Genomic DNA, 22490 nt, shown 5'->3' with positions numbered 1-22490 from the left:
GATGGGCGGCGTGACCACCACCGTGACCCTCGCCGGCATCGACTCCCCCGTCCCCACCGGTCTGCTCGTGGGCGGGCAGTGGCGGGCGGCGTCGTCGGGGGCGACCTTCGACGTCCTGGACCCCGCCGACGGCTCGCTGATCGCGCAGGTCGCCGACGGCACGACCGAGGACGTCACCGCCGCGGTCGACGCCGCCTCCGCCGCCCTGCCCGGGTTCGCCGCCACCGCCCCCCGGCAGCGCTCGGAGATGCTGCGCCGGGCCTTCCAGATCCTCACCGACCGGGCCGAGGAGTTCGCCCGGCTGATGAGCCTGGAGAACGGCAAGGCCCTGCCCGACGCCAAGGCCGAGCTGACCTACGCCGCGGAGTTCTTCCGCTGGTTCGCCGAGGAGGCCGTCCGCATCGACGGTGACTACCGCGTGGCCCCGGCCGGCGGCACCCGCACCGTGGTCACCCACCAGCCGGTCGGGGTCTGCCTGCTGGTCACCCCGTGGAACTTCCCCGCCGCGATGCTCACCCGCAAGCTCGGCCCGGCCCTGGCCGCCGGCTGCACCAGCGTGGTCAAGCCCGCCGAGGACACCCCGCTCACCGCCCTGCTGCTGGCCCAGGTGCTCGCCGAGGCCGGGGTGCCCGACGGCGTGGTCAACGTCGTCCCGACGATGAACGCCAAGGACGTCGTGGCCACCGCCATGGCCGACGACCGCGTGCGCAAGATCAGCTTCACCGGGTCCACCGAGGTCGGGAAGATCCTGCTGCGGCAGGCCGCCGACCAGGTGCTGGTCAGCTCGATGGAGCTGGGCGGCAACGCACCCTTCCTCGTCTGCGCCGACGCCGACCTCGACGCCGCCGTCGACGGCGCGATGCTGGCCAAGATGCGCAACGGCGGCGAGGCCTGCACCGCGGCCAACCGGTTCTACGTCGAGTCCCCGGTGGCCGCGCAGTTCGCCGACAAGCTGGCCCAGCGCATGGCCGCCATGACCACCGGCCGCGGCACCGACGAGGGCGTCACCCTCGGCCCGCTGGTCAACGAGGAGACCGTGGCCAAGGTCGACCGCATCGTCACCGACACCGTCGGCGCCGGCGCCCGGGTGCTCACCGGTGGCACCCGACCCGAGGGGCCGGGCTTCTTCTACCCGCCCACCGTGCTCGTCGACGTGCCCGTGGGCTCGGCCGCGCTGACCGAGGAGACCTTCGGCCCGGTCGCCCCGATCACCACCTTCGACGGCGACGAGCAGGCCCTGGAACTGGCCAACGCCACCCCGTTCGGCCTGGTCGCCTACGTCTACACCGGCGACCTCGCCCGCGGCCTGCGGCTGGCCGAGGCCCTGGAGTCGGGCATGGTCGGCATCAACCGCGGCGTCGTCTCCGACCCCGCCGCCCCCTTCGGTGGCGTCAAGCAGTCGGGCCTGGGCCGCGAGGGCGGCCACGAGGGCATCGGGGAGTACCTGACCACGAAGTACGTCAGCTTCCCGCTCTGACGCGGGAGCGGCGGTCGCTACCGTGACCGCCGTGACCACCGCGGCCGCACCCGACGACAGCGTCGCGCAGGTGGCCCGCCATGTGCTGCGGCACGGGCCGCTGCCGCGCGGGGCGGTCGCCCGCGCCCTCGGCCTGTCGCCGGGCAGCCTGACCCGGCTCGGCGCCCCGCTGCTGGCCGGCGGCGTGCTGGTGGAGACGCCGCCGGTCACCGACCCGGTCACCCGGCGGCCCACCCGCCCCCTCGACATCGTGCTCGACCGGCACCGGTTCGTCGGGGTGGGGGTCGACGCGGGCGGGGCGCGGGCGGTGCTGACCGACCTGCGCGCCACCGTGCTCCGCCGGGCCCGCCGTCCGCTCGCCGGCACCGGTCCCGAGCAGGTCGCCGACGCCGTCGCCGGGCTGGTGGCGGAGCTGGGCACCGACGGCGGGCCGTCCGTGGGCGCCGACGGCGCGCCGTCCGTGGGCACCGACGGCGGGCCGTCCGGGGTGGGGGTCGCCCTCGGCGGGGTGGTCGACCCCGCCGGGCGCGTGCTGCAGGCCGACGCCCTGGGGTGGCGCACCCCGGTGGACCTGGCCGCCCTCGTGGCCGCCCGCACCGGCGGGGACGTCGTCGTCGGCGACGAGCTGGCCTGCCTCACCGCCGCCGAGCACTGGTTCGGCGTCGGCCGCGAGCACCCCGCCTTCGCCCTGCTCACCCTCGGCACCGAGGTGGGTCACGGGCTGGTCGTCGGCGACCGGCAGGTGCACCTGCCCGACCCGACCCTGGTCGGGCACCTGCCCCTGGAGCCCGGCGGCCCGCGCTGCCCGCAGGGCCACCGGGGGTGCGCCGCGGCGCTGGTCACCGTGCCCGCGCTGCTGGCCGCCGCGCACGTGGCCTACGGCCGCCCGACGTCCTGGCGCGAGCTGCTGGTCGACGCCGTCGACGGCGTGGTCCGCGCCCGGCGGGTGGTCGACGACGCCGCCGCCCACCTGGGCCGGGTGGTCGGGCTGCTCACCGCCACCACCGGGGTGACCCAGGTGGTCGTGGACGGCGAGGGGGCCGACCTGGCGGTGGTGGGCTACGAGAGCCTGCAGGCCGCCGTCGACGAGCACCGCCGGCGCGGGGCCGCCGGCATCGAGTTCACCGTGCGCGACCACGACCCCGGCACGCCCGCCCGCGGCGCCGCGGGGGCCGCGGTGCGGGCGTTCGCCGCCGACCGGTGGCTCGGCGGGGGCCACTGAGGCCCCCGCCGCACCTCACTCGGAGACGCGCTTGCCGGTCTCGGTGCTGAACACGTGCAGCTCGTCGGGGACGACCTGCAGGTGGACCGTCTCGCCCTTGCGGGGCACCTCCCGGCCGGGGATGCGCACGGTGATGAGTTGGTCGCGGCCGGGCTCGGTCGCGACGCCGGGGAAGCTGCCGTAGGCGAAGGCGTCCGAGCCGAGCTCCTCGACCACGGCCACCTCGAAGGGGACGCCGTCCTCGCTCGAGGTCAGCGAGGTGGCCTCGGGCCGGAACCCGACGGTGGCGGTGGTCTGGCCCTGCGCGGAGAGCGCGGCGACGGCCGAGCGCGGCAGCGGCACCGTCCGGCCGCCCACGGTGGCGCCCTCCGCGGTCAGCGAGACCTCGACCAGGTTCATGGCCGGGGACCCGATGAACCCGGCCACGAAGACGTTGTCGGGCTTGTCGTACAGGTTGCGCGGGGTGTCGACCTGCTGCAGGTAGCCGTCCTTGAGGACGGCGACCCGGTCGCCCATGGTCATGGCCTCGACCTGGTCGTGGGTGACGTAGACGGTGGTGGTGCCCAGCCGGCGCTGCAGCGCGGCGATCTCGGTGCGGGTCTGCACGCGCAGCTTGGCGTCGAGGTTGGACAGCGGCTCGTCCATGAGGAACGCCTGCGGGTTGCGGACGATGGCCCGGCCCATGGCCACGCGCTGGCGCTGGCCGCCCGAGAGGGCTTTGGGCTTGCGGTCGAGGTACTCGGTGAGGTCGAGGATCTTCGCGGCCTCCTCGACGCGGGTGCGGATGTCGGACTTCCCCATGCCGGCGATCTTGAGCGCGAAGCCCATGTTGTCCGCGACGGTCATGTGCGGGTAGAGCGCGTAGTTCTGGAACACCATCGCGATGTCGCGGTCCTTCGGCGGCACGTGCGTGACGTCCTTCTCGCCGATCCGGATCGCCCCGTCGGTCACGTCCTCCAGGCCGGCCAGCATGCGCAGGGACGTCGACTTGCCGCAGCCCGAGGGGCCGACCAGCACGAGGAACTCGCCGTCGGCGATCTCGAGGTCCAGGGCATTGACCGACGGCTTGTCGGCACCGGGGTACTGCAGGGTGGCCTTGTCGTAGGTGATCGACGCCATGGCGGGGTGGTTCCTCTCTCGGGACGGACGGCGGGCTCGACGCTGTGACCGTGAGCACTCCCGGCCGGCGCGGGCAGCACCGTAACCACCGTCACGGGCACTGCGGCACCCCACCGACGCCGTGGCTTCCGTCGCGGAAGCTCCAGCACTCGACCCGGGGAAGACGTCGGCCCCCGCACTCGCGTGGAGTGCGGGGGCCGACGGCTGTCTCAACCTGACGTGCACCCGAAGGGATTCGAACCCCTAACCTTCTGATCCGTAGTCAGATGCTCTATCCGTTGAGCTACGGGTGCGTGGGTCGTGCTGGTGTTCAGTTGTGTGGCGCGGAGGCTCCGGGATTTGAACCCGGGATGGGCCAAAACCCAAACCGCATTAGCAGTGCGGCGCCATAGACCGGACTAGGCGAAGCCTCCCGGGCCCCCAGGTCTCCCCGGAAGCACCGAGGACGAACGATACCAGCGTCCGCCCCCGGTGCTGCAGGGGGTCTCAGGCCAGCGCGGGCACCCGTCGTCCGGGCACGAGGGTGACGACGACGGCCAGCGCCGCCGCGGCCGTGGCCAGCACCAACGCGCCGCCGACGCCGTAGCGGGTCTCCACCAGCGCCCCGCCGACCGCGGCCCCGATGGCCGAGGCGCCGAAGGCGATGGTGGACAGCCAGGTGAAGGCCTCGGTGGTGGCGTCGGCCGGGGCGATCGACCCCACGAGCGAGCTCTGCACGGTCAGCGTGGGCGCGATGGCCGTGCCGCCGAGGAAGAGCAGGGCGCCCAGCAGCAGCGGGCTGGACACGGCGGCGAGGGGCAGCATGCCGATCGTCGTCCCGAGCAGGCCCCAGCGGTAGAGCCGCGGCAGCGACGTGGAGACCACCCGGGCGCCGAACCACAGCCCGCCGGCGACCGACCCGAGCGACCAGACGCCCAGCAGCACGCCGGACAGCCCGGGCGAGCCGGCGGCGTCGGCGAACGCGGGGACGGCGACCTCGATCGCGCCGAACCCGAGCATGAGCGCGGTGCCGCTGACCAGCACCCGGGGCATGCCAGGCACGGTGACGGTGGCGAACAGGCTCTTCTGGACGGCGACCACCGGCCGCCACGCGCGCATCGCCCCGGAGAAGGCGATGCCCAGCGCGCCGATGACGGTGCAGGCGCCGGCCAGCGCGATGGCGGCGACCGGGCTGGCCAGGAGGGTGAGCACGGCGACGGTGGTGGGGCCGGCGACGAAGACCAGCTCGGTGGTGGTCGCGTCGAGGGCGTAGGCGGTGGGCCGCACGCGGGGGTCGACCCGCGACCACAGGGCGCGCACCGTCCCGCTGACCAGCGGCGTGGAGAACCCGGCCGCGGCCGAGGCGGCCAGGATGACCGCCGTGTTCGTGGTGGTCAGCACCGCGGCAGCCAGTACCGCCAGCAGCAGCGGGTAGCTGACCGACTGGGTGAGCAGGACCAGGCGGGGTCCGCGACGATCGGCCAGTCGCCCGAGCACCGGAGCCATCACGGCCATGGCGACGCCGTAGGTGGCCGAGGCCAGGCCGGCGACGGCGTAGGACCCGGTCTGCTGCTGCACCAGCAGCAGGAGCGCGAGGGGGACCATGGCGGACGGCAACCGGCCGGCGAAACCGGCGACGAGCAGCACCGGCGCGGAGGGAAGCCGCCACACGGTGAGGTACTGACGCATGACTGAGCTCACTTCGGACGTTCTCGGGAGGAATCGTAGGGGGTCAACCCGCGTTGGGTCCCTACGCATTCCTGACGCTACGAGATCGTGCGTAGGGAGTCAAAGCACCATGACCGCCTACACCCAGTCAGGGATGTGAGATGGACTACGACGGCTACGGCTCGGACGCCCTCGAGCTCGCGGTGGACCTCGCCAACGCCGACCAGGCCGGCGACGGCTGGGCGTCGACCTTCTGCGCGGCGCACCACGAGTGGTTCACCGACGGCACGGAGCTGGCGCTCACCCGCACGGAGTCCCGGGCCGCCGGCACGACCGGTGACCTCGTGCGCCAGGTGGCGCTGGCGGAGTCCCAGGCCGAGGTGGTCGAGCGGCTGAACGCGCTGCTCGCGCTGGCCACCCCCAAGCCCTACGCCACCGACCACGACGGGTCGCTGCACCTGCACTACGCCGCCCCCGAGGCCGGGGCGCTGGAGCAGCTGACCACCACCGTGGCGATGGGGCTCTCGCAGGTGGTCGTGCAGCACGGGTGGCAACGGCTGGGCGTCTGCGCGGCCGAGGGCTGCGGCAACGTGTACCTGGACACCTCGCGCAACGGCAGCCGGCGCTACTGCTCCAACACCTGCTCGTCCCGCTCCACCGTCGCCGCCTACCGCGCCCGCCAGAAGGGCTGACGACGTGCTGGAACGGCCTGGTCGAAGGGGCCCGCGACGCGCGGAGCGTGTCGTGGGGGGCGACCAGGTCCTTCCTCAGGCGAAGGCGGCGCGGTGCGCGGCCCGGCGGGCGGCCATGCGGCGGCGGACCGTGGTGCGGCGCGCGCTGATCGCGGCGGCCCCGGCCACGCCGAACCCGAGGACGACGACCGCCCCGAGCGCGTAGACCGCCGCCGCGTCGGGCAGCGGCTCGGACGCCGACGCGGGGTCCACCCGCTCGGCGCGCACCGACAGGGTGGCCACGGCGTCCTCCACGGGGGTGACCGCGGCGGCGACGGAAGCGACGGAGGCGCTGGCCCGGTCCATCGAGACCTGCGCGGCGGCCACGACCTGCTGGGCGTAGCCGGTCTGCTCGGCGACGCCGGCCGCGGTCTGCGGCAGGGCGCGCACCTGGTCGAGCAGGGCCTCCGCCGCGGCGTGCGCCTGCTGGGCCGCGGCCAGGGAGTCGGCGACCGCTGCGCCCTGGTCGGCGACGAGCTGCTGCAGGGTGCGGGCCTCGGCGAGCGCGGTGTCGACGACGTCGGTCGGGGCCCCGAGGTCGAGCACCGCGACCCGGTGCGCCCGCGCGACGTAGCCCTCGACCAGCAGGGCGCCGGCCTCGGCCTCGGCGGCGGACTGCGCACCTGCGCGGGCCACGGTGGCGGCCTCGGCGGCCAGTGCGGTGGCGGTGCCGGCCTCGACCGACCCTCCGGTGGCCGGTTGCTCCGGGACGTCGACGGCGACCGGGGCGGGCCGGGCACCCGGCCGGGGGGTGGTCGAGGACGGTGCGGCGACGGGCGCCGGGGCCGAGGTCGGCGCGGCGGTGGGCAGCGCCACCGGGGTCGGCTCGGGGGTGGGCACCGGGACCGGCTCGGGCGTGGGGGCCGCGGTGGTGGTGGGCGCCGCGGGCGTGCTCGGGGTGCTGTCCGTGGTCGGCGTCGAGGTCACCGGCGACGAGGTGACCGGCGTCGAGGTCACCGGGGCGGACGTCGTCGGCGCGGCGGTCGTGGTGCTCGCGGCGGTGCTGGACGCGCTGCTCGGCACCGGGTCCGCCGCGGCGGGACCGGCGACGGCGACGGCGCCGACGAGCGCGGCGGCGAGCAGGGGCAGCAGGCGGAGGCGGGTACGCACGGGAGGATCCCTCGATCGGGTGGCGGTCGGTCTCGTTCCCCATCGACCCGCCCGGACGTCGTCCTCACCCCCCGGGGTGCGATCTCACCCGGAGGGGGTGCCTCCTCCACACCCACGCCCCGGTGGCCGTCCCACGACGCCTCCGGCGGGCCGGGGGGTTAGCGTGCCGCGCGTGCCCCGCCTCTCCCGCGCCGCCGCCCGCCGGTGGGACGCCCGCCTCCAGGCCCGCATCGGTCGGTTGCCGGCCAGCCGCGCGGACGGCGTCCTGCGGCAGCTGAGCCAGGCCGCCGACCACGGCAAGCTGTGGCTGGCGGTGGGTCTGGCGCTGGGGGCCAAGCAAGGGGCGCCCAGGCGGGCGGCGGCGCGCGGCCTGGGGTCGCTGCTGGTGTCCAGCGCGCTGGTGAACGTCGTCCTCAAGCCGGTGTTCGGGCGGGTGCGGCCCGACCCGGCCGGGGCCGCGGCGGCGGACCGGGTGCTGGACCGGACACCGCACACCCTGTCCTTCCCCAGCGGGCACTCGGCGTCGGCGGCGGCGTTCGCGACCGGCGTGGCGATGGAGAGCCCGTGGGCGGGGGCGCTGGTGGCCCCGGTGGCGCTGGGGGTGGGGTACTCGCGGGTGCACGTGGGCGTGCACTACCCGGGCGACGTGCTGGCCGGCATGGCGGTCGGCGGGGCGGTGGCGGCGGCCACGCGGCACTGGTGGCCGGTGCGGCCGAGCACCCCGGCGCGGGTGCGGCCGACCGAGCGGGCACCGGCGCTGCCCGGTGGTGCGGGGCTGCACGTGGCGGTGAACCCGCGGTCGGGCCGGGCCGACTACGACCCGGCTGCCGACATCGCCGCACTGCTGCCCGGGGCGGTCGTGGTGGAGATCGACGACGAGCACTCGGTGACCGACGTGCTGGAGGAGGCGGTGCGCGCCGGCGCCCGCGCACTGGGGGTGGCCGGGGGCGACGGGTCGGTGGCCGCGGCGGCCGCGGTGGCGCTGGCGCACGGCCTGCCGCTGGCGGTGCTGCCGGCCGGCACGCTCAACCACTTCGCCCGCGACGTCGGGGTGGCCACCCCGGTCGAGGCGGCGCGGGCGGTGGAGGCCGGCGACGGCGTGCTGGTCGACGTCGCGGCGGTCAACGGGGTCCCGTTCCTGAACACCGCCAGCATCGGCAGCTACCCCGAGATGGTGCGCCGCCGCGACGCGCTGCGCGGGAAGCTGGGCACGTGGCTGGCGCTGACGGTGGCCGCCGGCCAGGTGCTGCGCACCGGGCAGCCGGTGGAGCTGGAGGTGGACGGACGGCGGACCAGCGCCTGGATCCTGTTCGTCGGCAACGGCGTCTACACCCCCCGCGGGCTGTCCCCGGCGTGGCGCCCGGCGCTGGACGACGGCCTGCTCGACGTCCAGTACCTGCGCGCCGACCTGCGGTGGGGCCGCACCCGCGCGGTGCTGGCCACCCTGCTGGGCGCCAGCGAGCGCAGCCGTTCCTACCGGCAGTTCCAGGTGCCGCGACTGACGGTGCGGTCGCTGTCGGGCCCGCAGGCGGTGGCCTACGACGGCGAGACCGGCGACGCGGGCACCGAGTTCGTGTTCACCAAGCGCCAGCGGCTGGTCGTCTACCGCCTGCGCTGAGCGTCATCGCCGGCGGGCCGAGCGCGGGGGCGCCTGGCGCATGCGGTCGCGCAGGCGCTGCAGCAGCCGGGTGAGCGCACCGCCGTCGGCGGCGTCGAGGTGGTCGAGCAGCACGCGCCGGACGACGGCCTCGTGGCCGGGCAGCACCTGCTCGACGAGGGCGCGCCCGGCGGGGGTGACGGCGACGACGGTGCCGCGCTCGTCGTCGGGGTCGGCGCTGCGGGTCACCAGGCCGCGGTCCTCGAGCACCCTGGCCTGGTAGGTCAGCCCGCTGCGGCTGTAGACGACGCGGTCGGCGATGTCGGTCATGCGCTGGCTGGGCCGCTCCCCCAGCGCGAGCCCGGCCAGCACCTGGAACTGCACCCAGCTCAGCGGTCCGTCGGCCTTGAGCTGCTGCTCGACCGCGTACTGCAGCAGGCTCGCGGTCTCCATCAGGGCGAAGTAGGTCTCCAGCTGCGCCGGCGACAGCGGGTCTCGGGGGGCCACGACAGAGCACCCTACCGGCCGCTTGCTACGAATTCGAATCACTGCTAACGTTCGAGGTGCTACGAATTCGAATCAACCAGGAGGTCGTCGTGCAGGCAGTGCGGTTCCACGAGTTCGGTTCCCCGTCGGTCCTCGTGCTCGAGGAGGTCGACCTCCCCGTCCCGGGCCCGGGCGAGGTACGGGTGCGCGTCGCGGCCACCTCGTTCAACGGCATCGACGGGAACATCCGCGCCGGGGCGATGACCGGGCCGTTCCCGGTCTCGCTGCCCCACGTCCCGGGGGTCGACGTCGCGGGCACCGTCGACGCGGTCGGGGACGGCGTCACGGGCCGGCAGGTCGGCGAGGCGGTGGTCGGCTTCGTCCCGATGGTCCCCGACGGCGCCGCCGCCGAGTTCGTCGTCGTGCCGGCCGAGGTGCTGGTGGCCGCGCCCACCGCCGTCCCGCTCGCCGACGCCGCCGCCCTCCCCCTCGTCGGCCTCACGGCGTGGCAGGCGCTGTTCGACCACGGCGCCCTCACCGCCGGTCAGCGGGTACTGGTCACCGGTGCCGGCGGCGCCGTCGGGGGCTACGCCGTGCAGCTGGCGGTGGCGGCGGGAGCGCAGGTGGTCGCCACGGCGAGCGCGCGCACCGCGGCCGCCGTCCGGGCCCTGGGGGCCATCCACGTGCTCGACCCGGCCGCCGACCTCGCCATCGACCTGGGTGACCCGGTCGACCTCGTGCTCAACCTGGCCCCGGTCGAGCCGGGGCAGCTGGCCGCCATGGCCGCCCTGGTGCGCCCCGGCGGGGCCGTCGTGAGCACGACGGTGTGGATGCCCGCACCGTCGGACCCCGAGCGGGGCGTCCGTGGGGTCGACGTGTTCGTGCGCAGCGACGCCGGCCAGCTCGCCGAGCTGGTCGCCCGGGTCGACCGCGGTGAGCTGCGGGTCGACGTCGCCGACCGGGTGCCGCTGGCCGAGCTGGCCGGGGTGCACCGCCGGGCCGCCGAGGGCCGGCTGCCGGGGAAGACCGTGGTGCTGATCGAGGAACGCTGAGGACGGCGAGCAGGTCGGACACCCGGCCGGAGGACGGCACACGCCACCGGGCACGTCCTCCGGCCGGGCGGACAGGAGGGCCCTCGGCTGCGTGACGGCACACTGGAGCCCATGCTGAGCAGGCGCGCCGTGCTGACTTCAGCGGTCGGCGCCGTGGCCGCCGCCGCGGCGGTCGGTTGCACCCGGACCATTCCCACTCCCCCCGCCGTGGGCCCCCCGGCTCAGCCGTCGGTGAAGGTCACCGGAGCGCGCGCGGAGGTGCTGCCTGTGGGCTGGTTCGGGATGCTCAACTTCCCGGACGGCCACCTCAGCTACCAGCCGGTCGGTGACGCCTCCCGGGTGTGGTTCGCCACGGGTCTGCCCGCCGGGTCGGGTCGGACGGTGGCCCTGGACAGCCCGGACCTGGCCCGCTTCTCACCGGCTCGGCGCGACCCCGACGGCGACGCCGCCGCCGGTCTGGTGCCCGCCGGCGGCACAGAGGCCTTCGACAGCGACTACAGCGGGCCCGGGGCGGTGCTCCTCGACGCCGACGGGTCCACCCTGTGGCTGGTGTACCACGGCGAGAACCACACCTTCGACGGCGTGACGTACGACCTGGTGCCCTTCTTCCAGACCATCGGTCTCGCCTCCTCCACCGACGGCGGCCTGACGTGGCAGAGGCAGGGGGTCGTGCTTGCCGGCCAGGTACCCCGGGAGGACGGCCCGGCCCCCCGCGAAGCCACCGGTGCCGGCACCCCCTGCGCCGTCGTCGCCGGTGATCACGTCCACGTCTTCTACGTCGACCTCACCCTCGACGCCCCCGATGAGATCCATGTCGCCCGGGCTCCGCTCGCCCAGGTGGGGTCGCCGTCGGCGTGGCGCAAGTGGCACCGGGGGGCGTTCGACAGCCCGCCCGACGGCGGACCCAGCACCCCGGTCGTCGGCCGCCCAGGCGACGGGGAGCGGAGCATCTACGCCGCGTACCCGTCGGTGAGCTGGAACACCGCCCTCGACGCCTACCTCATGGTGTTCGAGAGCCGCGACGGCTTCTGGTGGACCCACTCCGCGGACCTCATGACATGGGCACCCGCCCAGCAGCTGCTGGACATCGAGGGACCCGAGATCGGCGGCCTGGCCTTCGTCTCGTACCCGAGCCTGCTGAGCCCCGGGGCTCCTTCCGACCAGGTCACCGGTGCCGACGCGTTCCTCTACCTGGGCATCGCCGAGCAGCAGGGGACGAGTCACTCGCTGTGGCGGCTGCCGGTCACCGTCACGCCCTGACCGCCGGCCGGCTCAGCGCTGCGGCAGCCGGCGGACGACGACGAGGACCGCGAGCGCGGCGAGGGCCTCCCCGAGCTCCTCCACGAAGGTGGCGGCGGCGACCGGGAGCGGACCAGGGTCCAGACCGGCGACCAGTCCGGTGACGCGGTCCAGGCCCAGCGCGGCCAGGGCGTACACCGCCAGCGCCAGCACGACGTCGCGCGAGCCCGGCACCCGCCAGGCCCGGCCCAGCCAGCCCAGCACGGGCAGCCCCACCACGCTGGCCAGGCTGCCCACCGCCAGGGTCAGCCCCGCGCCGTCGACCCGCTCGAGCACCGAGTGGGCGCTGGCGAGCTTGGCGAACACCAGCCCGACGCCGACGGCGGCGACCGCGGCCCACCACAGGGCGCGGCGCCCGGCCGAGCGGGCGGCCACCCGCACCGCGCAGACGGTCGCGGCCACGAACAGCGAGGTGGTGAACAGCCGCGGCAGCCCGCCGACGGCGTCGAGGTCGAACAGCCACTCGTTCCCGCCGAGGGCGCACCGGCCGACCGAGCACCGCCACCGGACGACGAACCCGAGGGAGAACAACCCGAGCGCGAGCCCGACGAGGGCCCACATCCAGGTGTCGTCGCGCACCCGACCGGGCCCGGGCGCGGTGGTGGTCATCCGCTCAGTGTGACTGCTCCGGCCCTGGGCTGGCTGTGGGCTTCCCCGGGCGGCCGCGGCCCGGGGTCACTACGGTCGCGGCGAGGGTTGGCCGCCGCCCGCACCGGGCACGGCACCCGCCGACTGCCGTCGAGGGAAAGAGGTCTCCCATGCTGGTCCGCAGGATCGCCCGTCCGTTGCTTGCCTCCTCGTTCGTCTACGGGGGTGTCGACACGCTGCGCAACCCCGGCAGCCGCGTCCCCGGGGCCAAGCCGGTGGTGCAGCAGATCGCCGAGGCCGCCCAGGAGCAGCTGCCCGTCGAGGTGCCCCAGGACACCGAGCAGTGGGTCAAGATCGACGCCGGCATCAAGGTCGGCGCCGGTGTGCTGTTCGCCCTCGGCCGCTTCCCGCGCATCTCGGCCCTCGCGCTGGCCGCCTCGATCGTGCCGACGACCCTGGCCGGTCACCGGTTCTGGGAGGACACCGACGACGAGAAGAAGTTCAGCAACCAGGCCCACTTCCTGAAGAACGCCGGGCTGCTGGGCGGGCTGCTGCTGGCCGCCGTCGACACCGAGGGCAAGCCGTCGGCCGGGTGGCGGGTGCGCCGCGCGTCGGACAAGGCGATCGCCGCGGCGGAGGCCAACTACGAGAAGGCGTCCAAGAAGGCGGCCAAGGCGCAGAAGAAGGCCGCCAAGCAGGCCAAGTCGGCGAAGAAGTCCGTCGGGGTCTGATCCAGTGGCACCCGCGGACGCGCTCCGGAGGATCGCGTTCCTCCTGGAGCGTGCCCGGGAGCCCACGTACCGGGTCGCCGCCTTCCGGACGGCGGCTCACGTCGTCGGCGGCCTGTCCGACGCCGAGCTGGACCGCCGCATCGCCACCCGCACGCTCACCGACCTCAAGGGCATCGGCGCGAAGACCGCGGCGGTGGTGGTGCAGGCGCACGCGGGCGAGGAGCCCGACTACCTGGCCGACCTCGTGGCGCAGCACCCGCCGGTCGAGCTCGAGGGTGCCGCCGGCGAGCTGCGCCGGGCGCTGCGGGGTGACCTGCACACGCACTCGGAGTGGTCCGACGGCGGCAGCCCGATCCGTGAGATGGCGCTGGCCGCGATGGGCATCGGCCACGAGTACCTGGCGCTCACCGACCACTCCCCCCGGCTGACCGTGGCCAACGGCCTGACCGCCGAGCGGCTGGCCCGCCAGCTCGACGTGGTGGCCGAGCTGAACGAGGAGCTGGCCCCGTTCCGGATCCTCACCGGCATCGAGTGCGACATCAACGCCGACGGGTCGCTCGACCAGACCGACGAGCTGCTGGCCCGGGTCGACGTCGTGGTCGCCAGCGTGCACTCCGACCTGCGCGCCCCGGCGTCCCAGATGACCCCGCGCATGCTGGCCGCGGTCGAGAACCCGCACACCGACGTCCTGGGGCACTGCACCGGCCGGCTGCTGGTCGAGCGCACCCAGCGCGGCGGGAAGTCGCAGAAGCCGCGTCCCGAGAGCGCGTTCGACGCCGAGGCGGTGTTCCGCGCCTGCGTCGAGCACGGCACCGCTGTCGAGATCAATTCCCGCCCCGAGCGGCTGGACCCGCCGTCCCGGTTGCTGCAGCTGGCCGCCGACCTCGGCTGCGAGTTCGCCATCGACACCGACGCCCACGCCCCCGGCCAGCTCGACTGGCAGGGTGCGGGCTGCGAGCGGGCCGCCGCGGCCGGCATCACCGCCGACCGGGTCGTGAACACCCGGACGGCGGAAGAGCTGCTGGCCTGAACGGACCCCGCACCCGGGCTGGCAAGCTGGGAGGGTCGGACAACCGGTATCGGAGGTGGACATGCGCATCCTGCATGTGAGCCAACCGCTGGACGCCGGCGTCCCGGCCGTGGTCTCGGCGTTGGTGTCGGACGAGGTCCGGCGTGGGTACGAGGTGCACACCGCGAGCCCGTCCCGGTCGGTTCTCGGCGGGCTCGTGCTCGCCGACGGCGGGCATGTCCACACGTGGGAGGCCGCCCGCAGTCCCGGGCCCGGGACGATCGGGGAAGCCGTCCGCCTCGGGCGCATCGTCGACCGCGTCGATCCCGATCTGGTGGTCCTGCACTCAGCGAAGGCAGGGATGGCCGGCCGGCTGGCGGTACGGGGACGCCGGACCACCGTCGTCGTCCCGCATGCATGGTCGTTCTCCTCCGTGCAGGGTCCGTTGGCGCTGGCGGCGAGCCGGTGGGAACGCTGGGCCAGCCGATGGACGCACCTGGTGGTCTGCGTCAGCTCCGCCGAGCTCGCCCGGGGGCGCGCCGCCGGGGTGCGCGCTCCGGCGGTCGTCATCGATAACGGCACCGAGCTCGGGACGGCTGACCGGCCGACCCCGGTGCAGGCGCGGCACGACCTGGGCCTCCACGAGGCCCCGACCGCCGTGTGCGTCGGCCGGCTCGCGCCGCAGAAGGGCCAGGACCTGCTGCTGGACGCGTGGCCGGAGATCGTCCGGCGAGTCCCGGACGCCCGCCTGCTGGTGGTCGGCGACGGGCCCAGCGCTGCGGCGCTGCGTGCGCGGGCGCCGGCCGACGTCGTGTTCACCGGCGCGCGGACCGATGTGCCGGCTCTGCTGGCCGCGGCCGACGTCGTCGTCGTCCCGTCGCGCTGGGAGGGCGCCGCGTTGGTCCCCCTCGAGGCCATGGCGGCGAGCCGCCCCGTGGTCAGCTTCGACGTCGACGGCATGGCCCATGCACTCGGGAACACGGGCGCAGTCGTCCCGTGCGGAGACGTCCCGGCGCTCGCCGCGGCCGTCGCAGCCCGACTGTCCGACCCAGGATCCGCGCGAATGGCCGGGCTCGCGGCCCGGCGGCGGGTCGAGGAGCACTTCGACCTGCGAACAGCGCTGGGCCGCTGGGACAGAGAGCTGCGTGCACTGGTCGCGCGCCCGGGTGGCCCGTCGCGCTGAACCGTCAGCCGCGCGCCCCCAGTGGGGACGCCACGTCGTCCGAGTTACGGGGCGCGGGGCGCAACCGGGCGCCGAGCTCGGGGAGGCGAGCCCGCCCACGGTGGACGACGGACGCCGCGGCGCGCCGGGACGCGGCGGCGATGATGTGCGCGCGCCCGGCCAGGGACCCAGGTCGACCGAGCACCAACCGCTCCGACCGGGTCATGTCCGGGCGCCACCTCATCTTGTAGTCCTCGTCCCCACGGAGCATCGAGTAGGTGACCGCGCCGCGGTCGGCAGCCAGGGTGACGTCGTGCGAGACCAGCAGGCACGAGGTGTCCAGGAGCTGCCGCAGCCGCGGGCTGATCCCCGCCAAGTAGTAGGCGAGCGCGTCTTGGGTGATCAGGTCGATCTGGGACAGCAGCACGTCCCCGTCCACGCTGAACTCCGTCAGGACCGCGACGTCGTCGGCGACCAGCCGACGCAGTGCGTCGACCAGGAACGCCCGGAAGGTGTCGGTCAGGTGCGCCGGGACGACACCACGACCGGCCCACTGCGCCTCGTGCAAGGTCAGGAAGGAGGCGACGGCCGGGAGGACGTCCTCGGCCGGCACACGTCGCTCGGCGACCCCCGCAGCAGCAACCTTCCGCAGCTTGCGCCGGAGCGTGTTGGCGGTGCGCCCAGGCGCCCGGGCCAGCAGTGCCTCGACCGGCTGCGCGGATGCCACGGGCAGCGTCAGGAACGTCGAGGCCGTCCATCGCTGGACCGCTCCGGGCCACGACCGGGCCCATTCCTGCGCGGCCGCGCCGGGGAGCACCTCGGGCAGGTCGATGCTGCACCAGCCCGGACGCCGGCGAAGCGCTCCGGTCACCGAGTCCCACGCGGAGAAGCCCGGCTCGACGAGCAGGTCGGTGATGTCGGTGACCACCCCGCCCAACGGTGACAGGACGGCCCACGGCCCTCGCCGGTCGAGGTGCAAGGGGACCGCTGCCACCAGGTCGTCCCCGCGGGTGGCGACGGCCACGCGCAGGTCACCGTCGTCGACGTGGTGCCGCGCCCATGCAGCGACCCATCCGTGGTGCTGGAAGGCAGATGCGCCCGGAGTCCGGTGCCACAGGGCGTCCCACGCCGGGGCGAGGGCGTCGAGCTCGTCCTGCCTGGTGAGGACGGTGACCGTGGGGTCCGCGAGAGGCATCGTTGGATACTCCCGCACCGCGGTGGTGCCACCGGCGGAGGACCCGGTACTCCACCCCAGCGGATGAGGGAACCGCCGTCGGGGCCGCTGGTGACCGACGGCCGACCTACCCTCGATCCTGGTCCGTCGCCGACCCGGGCGGGACCGGCAGGGAGGTGTCGTGCTGTCCGTCGCCGTGCTGCTCGCTCCTGCGGCCCTCGTCGTCGGTGCGGCTGCGGTGCGTGCCGGGCTACAGGCTCCGGTGCTCTTCCTGGTGGCACTCGTGGTGCTGCTACCGTTCGGCGACCAAAGCATCGCTTCGCAGTCGTTGGTCCACCTGGTGTCCGTCGCCGCGACGGTGGGCGTCGTCGTCGCGCTCGCCCTCCGACGAGAGCTGGGCCGGCGCGGGAGTTGGTTGATCCTCGCCCTGAGCGTGTTCGTGGGTTCGGCGTTCCTGTCCACCACCATGTCGGTGGCTCCTGCACGTTCGCTGGTCGTGGCGACCACCTACCTCTTCGGGCTCGGTGTGGCCTGGGCGCTGAGCCGCACGTGCACGACCTGGGAAGCCCTCAGGTTCGTCGCCACGACGCTGGCCCTCGTGGGCGGGGCCGTCGGGTTCATCGCCGTGGCCGACCTCGGCCAGCTCCGCGGAGCCTTGGGCGGGAACGTCGTCGAGGGTCGCGCGACATCGGTCTTCACCCAACCGAACGAGCTCGGCGCGTTCTGTGCCGCCACCTTGCTGATCGCCGTCGGCTGCTCGGTGGCCCATCGCCGGACTGCGTGGATCTGGGCGTGCCGCGCAGCCGCGGTCGGCGCCACCGTCGGGCTGGCCCTGAGCTTCTCCCGTGGGGCGTGGATCGGGGCCGCCGCGGGGGTTGCCGTGCTCGTCGTCCTGCTGCCCGGTCTGCGGCGCCCGGTGCTGCGAGCTGCCACCGCCGGGCTGGTGTTGCTGGCCACGGGAGCGACCGTGGCTGGCAACACCCCCGTCCTCCAGCTCCTCCTGAAGCGCCTGGACTCGTTGACGGCACCCAGCAACCCCTACGACGAACGCCCCGCCATCTGGTCCGAGGCGATCCACCAGATCGGCCAGTCCCCCCTGCTGGGTACCGGGCCCGGCGCGTTCGCGGAGAAGTCGGTCGCCGACCAGTCCGTCCTGCGCAGCGACCCGGCGGCCCATGCCCACTCCCTGTTCCTGGCGGTGACCAGCGAACAAGGAGCATTCGGGCTCCTCGCGCTGGTGCTCGTCATCGGGTTGGTCGTCGCCGTCGCCCGCCGGGTGCGAGCCGTCAGCGGAGTCGACCTGGGGGCCAGGCCAGGGCACGCCGCGCTGACCGCCGGACTCATCGGTGCGCTGGCTTCAGTGCTGGGACAAGGCCTGACCGACCAGCCCGCCGGGAACCCGATCGTCGGCACCGGCCTGTGGGTCGTGCTGGGTCTCACCGCCGCAGCCGGGTCCCTGCTCTCGTCACCACAGGACGATCGCATCCGGTGGGACGGCGGTCACCCGTTGGAGGTATCGAGCAAGGTCTCGGACGGCGGTCCCGCCGTCCGCACTGCAATGCTCGACACCGGACCGCCCGCCGTCGACCCCAGGAGCAACCCGTGACCGGCCCTGACCCGTTCGGCCCTCCGGCCTCGCCGCGGTCGTTCGCGGGTGCCGCCCGACGACACTGGGTGTGGGGGGTGTCGGTGCTCCTGGTGGTGCTGCTGGCAGGTGGCGCCTACTCGCTGTTCTCGCCGCAGAACTGGGCCAGCGACGCGGTCGTCTCGTTCACCCCCCGCGCGGAGGCTGCGATCGCACCCGACACCGTCGCGCTCGTCGCCCAGCGGTACGCCGTGGTGGTCGCCAGCGATGCCTCCGCCGACGCCATCGCCAGGGACATCTCCGGCGACCTGGACAGCGATGCGCTCGCGGGCAACATCACCGCCACCCTCGAGGCGGGGACCGGCAACCTCCGCATCCAGGTCACCCTGCCCAACCGCGACCAAGCCGTCCGGGCCGCGAACAGCGCCGCAGCGTTCCTGGTCGACCAGGCCGCGGACGACGACCTGATCACCGCAGACTTGTCCTCGGCAGCCACCGACCGGGCAGCGGAGCTAACTCCGCCCCGGTTGATCCAGATCGCCGCCACGGTCGTCGCGGCGATCGTGCTCTCCCTCGCAGCGGTGGCTATCGCGGACCGAGTGCGCTCACCCCGCGCGGGGCGGGCTCCGGCCCGAGCACGCGCCGAGGAACCCGCCTCCGCGCCGCCGGCACCCGCGCGGCCATCGGGTGACACCCCGGACGAGTCCGTCGTCCCCGACTCACCGGCTCAGGAGGACGACCCCGCCGACCGGGATGCGTGGTCTCCCCTCGTCGGGGACGACGGTCGACCACCCCGTCGTCCTCTGGGTGCCGGAGCCGTGGTCCAGGCGGCCCCGTCCGCCCGTACGGGCGAACGCCGCTGGGTGCCCCCGGTCGGCAGGACCCGACGCAGCTGACGGTCGCCGACCGATCCATCAGGCCCGGCAGTCGCCCGACCACGTCGCGGCAGCTGTGGCGACCGGCTTGGGGTTGCCGTCCCGCTCGAGCAGGCCGTAGTTGTCCAGCCGCGGGTCCCCTGTGGCGCGGTCGCGCTCGTTGTACCAGTAGGCCCGCTCGACGTAGGGGAACCGCCGCTCGAGCTCCTGCAGGGTGCTGATGAGGTACTGGGCTTGCTGGTCGCGGGTGACGCCGCGGTCGAGGGGCTCGGCACCCGGCCGGGTCGCGAACGAGCTCCAGCCGAACTCCGTGAACCAGATCGGCACGGCTCCGTCGCCGTTCGCGGCCATGACCTCGTGGACCCGCCCGACGGCAGTCAGGCGGTAGGGCGTGCCGTCGTCCGGGGAGGTGGGTGGCTCATCGCCCACCGCCTGGTAACCGTGGGTGGCCATGACGTCGAAGGACCCCCGTACGCCGGCCCGGTAGGCCGCCTCGATCCAGTCGGCGTCCTGGTACTGGGTGCCGCCGAAGACGACCCGTACCGCGGAGTTGCCTTCGTGGAACGCCGGGTACGCGGCCTGGAGCAGGGCCGTGTAGGCCACCGGGTCGGCCCCGACGAGGAAGTCCTCGCTGTTCGGCTCGTTCCACACCTGCCAGGCGGTGACCTGTCGCCACCGGTCGGCTGCCCAGCGCGCGAAGCCGGTGATGCTGGCCGGGTCGTCGGGGAGAGCGCGCTGACCGCGGCCGTCGTTGGCCCAGGCTGGTGTCAACCACACCATCACCACGGGCTCCAGCCCCGCGGCGTCGATCTGGTCGAGGACGTCGTCCAGCCGGGCGGTCTCGGTACGGTCGAAGCTTCCCTGGGCAGGCTCCAGTGCCGCCCAGGAGACGTCCAGGCGTACCGACCGCACTCCGCTGGCCGCCAGCTCTTCCAGCACCTGCTCCCGGGTGGCGTCGTCGTAGTCGGACCACAGCCCGTGGAACTGCGCGCCTAGCACCGGGGCGGTGCATGGTCCTCCCTGCGCCGCCGGCGTGCCGGCCGAGGAGGCGCACCCGGCCACGAGGGACGCGAGGAGCAGCACCGACAGCAGCATCGTGCCCGCAGTGGTGCCACCGCGCGCTGCGCGGCCCGCCCGGCCACCCCTGGCCCCCATGCCGATCCCCCGTTCGTCGAGCGCTCCCGGCTCGACGATACGAGTGGTGTTCACCCTTCGGGGCGGGGCCGCGGCCACGAGGGTGGCAGCGCGGATCGTCGTCACCTAGCGTCATGCCGACTGGTCGGACCACGCCGCCCCCGCGGGCCGGCCCGCGGAGGTCGTCGACCATCTGACGAGAGGTGGGCGGATGCAGATCGACGACGAGGTCACCGCCGCACCCCCGGTCACCTCCCGCTCACGGCGCACAGCGGTGAACGCCGCGGTGAACTTCGCCGCCGAGGTGCTCGGCAAGGGCGCCACCTTCATCTGGATGGTCGTCGCCACCAGGGTCCTGGCTCAGGAGGACTTCGGCGCGCTGTCCTACGCGCTGGCTCTCGGCGTGCTGGTCTCGGCTCTGCCCGGGTGGGGATTCGACTTCGCGATCGTCACCCGGGGCAGCCGGAACCACCGGGCACTGGAGCGCACCTACACCGAGACACTGGTCTGGCAGGTGGGTGCCGCACTGGTGGTCTACGGCGCCGCCATCGGCGTCGAGTTCTCCATCCGCGGCGCCACCTCGACGGCGGTGGCCTTCGCCCTGGTGCTGGTGTCCACCGCCGTCGACCTCTTCTCGCACACCATGCGCGAAGCCGCCGTGGCCCGGCAGCGGCAGGCGGGGATGGCCGGCGCACTGGTGGTCCAGCGCAGCGTCACCGCCGCGGCCGTGGTGGGCACCCTGCTCAGCGGTGGTGGGTTGCTGCTGGCCGCGGTGGCGATCCTCACCGGGTCGCTCGTCGGCCTGACCATGCACTTCCTGGCGCTGCGCAGGGTCGGGGTACGGGCGCGGCCATCGTCGGTCAGCACGGCCGGCCTGACCGAGCTATGGCGGGCCACGCTGACGACCGGTGTGACAGGCCTGGTGCTGGTGGCCCTCTTCCGCATCGACTCGGTCCTGCTGCAGCTGTTCCTCGGCGAACGCGCCGTCGCTGCCTATGCGGTGTCCTACCGGCTCGTCGAGACCGTGCTCTTCGTGGCCTGGGTGCTCAAGGACGCCGTCTTCCCGGTCATGAGCGCCGACGACGACGCGACGACGACCCGCCGAGGACTGCAGCTGTCCAGTGCCGCCGCCGCCGCCGTCTACCTGCCCTTCGCCGCGGGAGCGGCCGTCCTCGCCCCCCAGGTCATCGGGTTGCTCTACGGCGAGCGCTACATCGACCAGTCGGCCACGATCCTGGTCCTGCTGGCCCCGGCGCCCATGCTCTTCGCGCTGGCCTACTTCCTCATGGCTGCGCTCGCTGCCCGGAGGCTCACGTCGTCCATGCTCATCTCGGCAGGGACCGCCCTCGTGGTGAACGTGGTGCTGAACCTCCTGCTGATCCCGTCCCTGGGGGGCGAAGGCGCCGCTGCCACGACCACGGTGTCCTACCTGGTCGAGGTCCTGGTCGCGTGGATGCTGCTCCGGCGCAGAATCGGGGCCGTCCACCTCGTCCGCGCGATCTGGGTGGCCGCGAGCGCCTCGGCAGTCATGGTCGTCGCCCTGGTCGTCGTCCGTCTCCCGGTGCTCCCCGAGATCGTGCTCGGCGCCGTGGTGTACGCGCTCGCCTACGCCGTGGTCGCCAGGCGGTGGGCGTCCGAACAGCTGGACCTGATCGCCACCCTGATCCGGAGGAAGATGTGACGCGCCCACGGGGTCCGCTGGTGCTGATGTACCACGGGTTCACCGCCGCCGACGAACCACTGGACCTCGACCAGGATCCGCACGAGCTGCTCCTGCCGTTGCGTCGTCTACGGGAGCAGATCGCCGAGCTGAAGCGCCGCGACTACCGCTTCCTGACGGAGGAGGAGTACCTGCTCGAGCGCCGTGCCCCCACGGCGGGGCGGTCGGTGCTCATCACCATCGACGACGGCATGCGGTCGGTCCTCGACATCGGCGCTCCCGTGCTGGAGGAGGAGGGGGTCCCCTCCGTGCTCTACGTCTCGGCCGGGCTGTCACTGGGCGACGCCGCCCCGCCGGTCGACGAGACCCACAAGCCCGACGGGGCACTGCTGACCGCGGACGAGTTGGCCCACTTGCCGGCACGGGGAATGGCCCTGGGCTCGCACGGGTGGGACCACAGCACGGTGGTCGGCAGCGACGACGAGAGCCTGCGGGCGCACACCGCCGGTTCCCGCGAACTCCTCGCCCAGCTAATCGGTTCCCCACCCCGCACGTTCGCCTACCCCTATGGCCGGTGGGACGACCGGTCCGCACGGGCGGTGGCCGCAGCCGGGTACGAACTCGCCTTCTCGCTGCAGGACGGTCGCGACGACTTCAGCGTGGACCGCGTCGACGTCAAGCCGGGGGACTCCCTGACCGCCTTCCGCATCAAGCTCGCCCCGTTCTTCCGGACTGCCTGGCGGGCGACACGGCGCGTGCCGGCGCTGTCCCGGGCCGCCAGGACGGTCACCTGGCGGCTCCGGTGAGCAGTCGTCCGGCCCGCAGCATCATC

General features: G+C 74.3%; 20 protein-coding genes and 2 tRNA genes. 13 read left to right on the top strand and 9 right to left on the bottom strand.

The genetic code is table 11. The annotated features are described in order from the left end of the window. Window positions 1–10: 10 nt before the first annotated feature. Window positions 11–1477, top strand: coding sequence for an NAD-dependent succinate-semialdehyde dehydrogenase (locus TEK04_RS16000; RefSeq protein WP_336405350.1), 1467 nt, complete (start codon window positions 11–13; stop codon window positions 1475–1477). A gap of 31 nt (window positions 1478–1508) precedes the next feature. Continuing rightward, on the top strand, window positions 1509–2699 hold the full coding sequence (locus tag TEK04_RS15995; protein WP_336405349.1) for an ROK family protein: 1191 nt from the start codon (window positions 1509–1511) through the stop codon (window positions 2697–2699). Window positions 2700–2714: 15 nt separating this feature from the next. Here the strand turns inward: TEK04_RS15995 and TEK04_RS15990 are convergent, their stop codons facing one another. The 4 genes from TEK04_RS15990 to TEK04_RS15975 all read right to left on the bottom strand — a co-directional run bounded on the left by TEK04_RS15990 (window position 2715) and on the right by TEK04_RS15975 (window position 5486). Continuing rightward, window positions 2715–3818, bottom strand: coding sequence for an ABC transporter ATP-binding protein (locus TEK04_RS15990; protein WP_336405348.1), 1104 nt, complete (start codon window positions 3816–3818; stop codon window positions 2715–2717). A gap of 220 nt (window positions 3819–4038) precedes the next feature. After that, window positions 4039–4111 (bottom strand) — tRNA-Arg (locus tag TEK04_RS15985). A gap of 31 nt (window positions 4112–4142) precedes the next feature. After that, window positions 4143–4231 (bottom strand) — tRNA-Ser (locus TEK04_RS15980). 73 nt (window positions 4232–4304) lie between these two features. Then, entirely contained in the window at window positions 4305–5486 is a 1182-nt protein-coding gene (locus TEK04_RS15975) for an MFS transporter (protein WP_336405347.1), read from the bottom strand. 140 nt (window positions 5487–5626) lie between these two features. Between TEK04_RS15975 and TEK04_RS15970 the strand changes: the two genes are divergently transcribed. Then, a complete protein-coding gene (locus TEK04_RS15970; RefSeq protein ID WP_336405346.1) occupies window positions 5627–6157 on the top strand; it encodes a CGNR zinc finger domain-containing protein in 531 nt (176 codons plus the stop codon). A 75-nt stretch (window positions 6158–6232) separates the two neighbouring features. Here the strand turns inward: TEK04_RS15970 and TEK04_RS15965 are convergent, their stop codons facing one another. After that, on the bottom strand, window positions 6233–7306 hold the full coding sequence (locus TEK04_RS15965; RefSeq protein ID WP_336405345.1) for a hypothetical protein: 1074 nt from the start codon (window positions 7304–7306) through the stop codon (window positions 6233–6235). A gap of 172 nt (window positions 7307–7478) precedes the next feature. On the opposite strand from TEK04_RS15965, the gene TEK04_RS15960 reads away from it, so the two are divergent. Then, window positions 7479–8924, top strand: coding sequence for a bifunctional phosphatase PAP2/diacylglycerol kinase family protein (locus TEK04_RS15960; protein WP_336405344.1), 1446 nt, complete (start codon window positions 7479–7481; stop codon window positions 8922–8924). A gap of 3 nt (window positions 8925–8927) precedes the next feature. On the opposite strand, the gene TEK04_RS15955 is transcribed toward TEK04_RS15960, so the two are convergent. Beyond that, window positions 8928–9410: a MarR family winged helix-turn-helix transcriptional regulator gene (locus TEK04_RS15955; protein ID WP_336405343.1), complete on the bottom strand. Its 483-nt coding sequence runs from the start codon at window positions 9408–9410 to the stop codon at window positions 8928–8930. Window positions 9411–9499: 89 nt separating this feature from the next. On the opposite strand from TEK04_RS15955, the gene TEK04_RS15950 reads away from it, so the two are divergent. Further along, the gene (locus tag TEK04_RS15950) at window positions 9500–10441 is read left to right on the top strand and encodes an NADP-dependent oxidoreductase (protein WP_336405342.1); all 942 of its coding nucleotides are present in this window, start codon (window positions 9500–9502) and stop codon (window positions 10439–10441) included. A 111-nt stretch (window positions 10442–10552) separates the two neighbouring features. Beyond that, window positions 10553–11701 carry a glycoside hydrolase family 183 protein gene (locus TEK04_RS15945; RefSeq protein ID WP_336405341.1) on the top strand — a complete coding sequence of 383 codons (1149 nt, stop codon included), beginning with the start codon at window positions 10553–10555 and terminating at the stop codon, window positions 11699–11701. 12 nt (window positions 11702–11713) lie between these two features. Here the strand turns inward: TEK04_RS15945 and TEK04_RS15940 are convergent, their stop codons facing one another. Then, window positions 11714–12349, bottom strand: a complete 636-nt coding sequence (locus tag TEK04_RS15940) for a DUF8692 domain-containing protein (RefSeq protein ID WP_336405340.1) — start codon at window positions 12347–12349, stop codon at window positions 11714–11716. A 149-nt stretch (window positions 12350–12498) separates the two neighbouring features. On the opposite strand from TEK04_RS15940, the gene TEK04_RS15935 reads away from it, so the two are divergent. The 3 genes from TEK04_RS15935 (at window position 12499) to TEK04_RS15925 (ending at window position 15251) form a co-directional block, all read left to right on the top strand. Next, the gene (locus tag TEK04_RS15935) at window positions 12499–13059 is read left to right on the top strand and encodes a DoxX family protein (protein WP_336405339.1); all 561 of its coding nucleotides are present in this window, start codon (window positions 12499–12501) and stop codon (window positions 13057–13059) included. A gap of 4 nt (window positions 13060–13063) precedes the next feature. Further along, window positions 13064–14089, top strand: coding sequence for a PHP domain-containing protein (locus TEK04_RS15930; protein WP_336405338.1), 1026 nt, complete (start codon window positions 13064–13066; stop codon window positions 14087–14089). A gap of 61 nt (window positions 14090–14150) precedes the next feature. Further along, window positions 14151–15251, top strand: a complete 1101-nt coding sequence (locus TEK04_RS15925) for a glycosyltransferase (protein ID WP_336405337.1) — start codon at window positions 14151–14153, stop codon at window positions 15249–15251. Window positions 15252–15255: 4 nt separating this feature from the next. Here TEK04_RS15925 and TEK04_RS15920 read toward each other — a convergent pair whose 3' ends face one another. Next, the gene (locus tag TEK04_RS15920) at window positions 15256–16425 is read right to left on the bottom strand and encodes a GNAT family N-acetyltransferase (RefSeq protein ID WP_336405336.1); all 1170 of its coding nucleotides are present in this window, start codon (window positions 16423–16425) and stop codon (window positions 15256–15258) included. Window positions 16426–16585: 160 nt separating this feature from the next. Here TEK04_RS15920 and TEK04_RS15915 point away from each other — a divergent pair, with 160 nt between their 5' ends. Next, window positions 16586–18010 (top strand): O-antigen ligase family protein, encoded by a 1425-nt coding sequence (locus TEK04_RS15915; RefSeq protein WP_336405335.1) that lies wholly within the window; start codon window positions 16586–16588, stop codon window positions 18008–18010. Window positions 18011–18087: 77 nt separating this feature from the next. Then, window positions 18088–18885: a hypothetical protein gene (locus tag TEK04_RS15910; RefSeq protein ID WP_336405334.1), complete on the top strand. Its 798-nt coding sequence runs from the start codon at window positions 18088–18090 to the stop codon at window positions 18883–18885. Window positions 18886–18903: 18 nt separating this feature from the next. On the opposite strand, the gene TEK04_RS15905 is transcribed toward TEK04_RS15910, so the two are convergent. After that, window positions 18904–19947 (bottom strand): cellulase family glycosylhydrolase, encoded by a 1044-nt coding sequence (locus tag TEK04_RS15905; RefSeq protein ID WP_336405333.1) that lies wholly within the window; start codon window positions 19945–19947, stop codon window positions 18904–18906. Window positions 19948–20209: 262 nt separating this feature from the next. Between TEK04_RS15905 and TEK04_RS15900 the strand changes: the two genes are divergently transcribed. Together TEK04_RS15900 and TEK04_RS15895 are read left to right on the top strand one after the other, a co-directional pair. Next, window positions 20210–21679 carry an oligosaccharide flippase family protein gene (locus TEK04_RS15900; RefSeq protein ID WP_336405332.1) on the top strand — a complete coding sequence of 490 codons (1470 nt, stop codon included), beginning with the start codon at window positions 20210–20212 and terminating at the stop codon, window positions 21677–21679. 26 nt (window positions 21680–21705) lie between these two features. After that, on the top strand, window positions 21706–22464 hold the full coding sequence (locus TEK04_RS15895) for a polysaccharide deacetylase family protein (RefSeq protein WP_336405390.1): 759 nt from the start codon (window positions 21706–21708) through the stop codon (window positions 22462–22464). Window positions 22465–22490: the final 26 nt, after the last annotated feature.

Source organism: Klenkia sesuvii (genome assembly GCF_037083825.1).
GTDB lineage: Bacteria > Actinomycetota > Actinomycetes > Mycobacteriales > Geodermatophilaceae > Klenkia > Klenkia sesuvii.
This window is presented reverse-complemented; position numbering and strand designations above follow the sequence as displayed.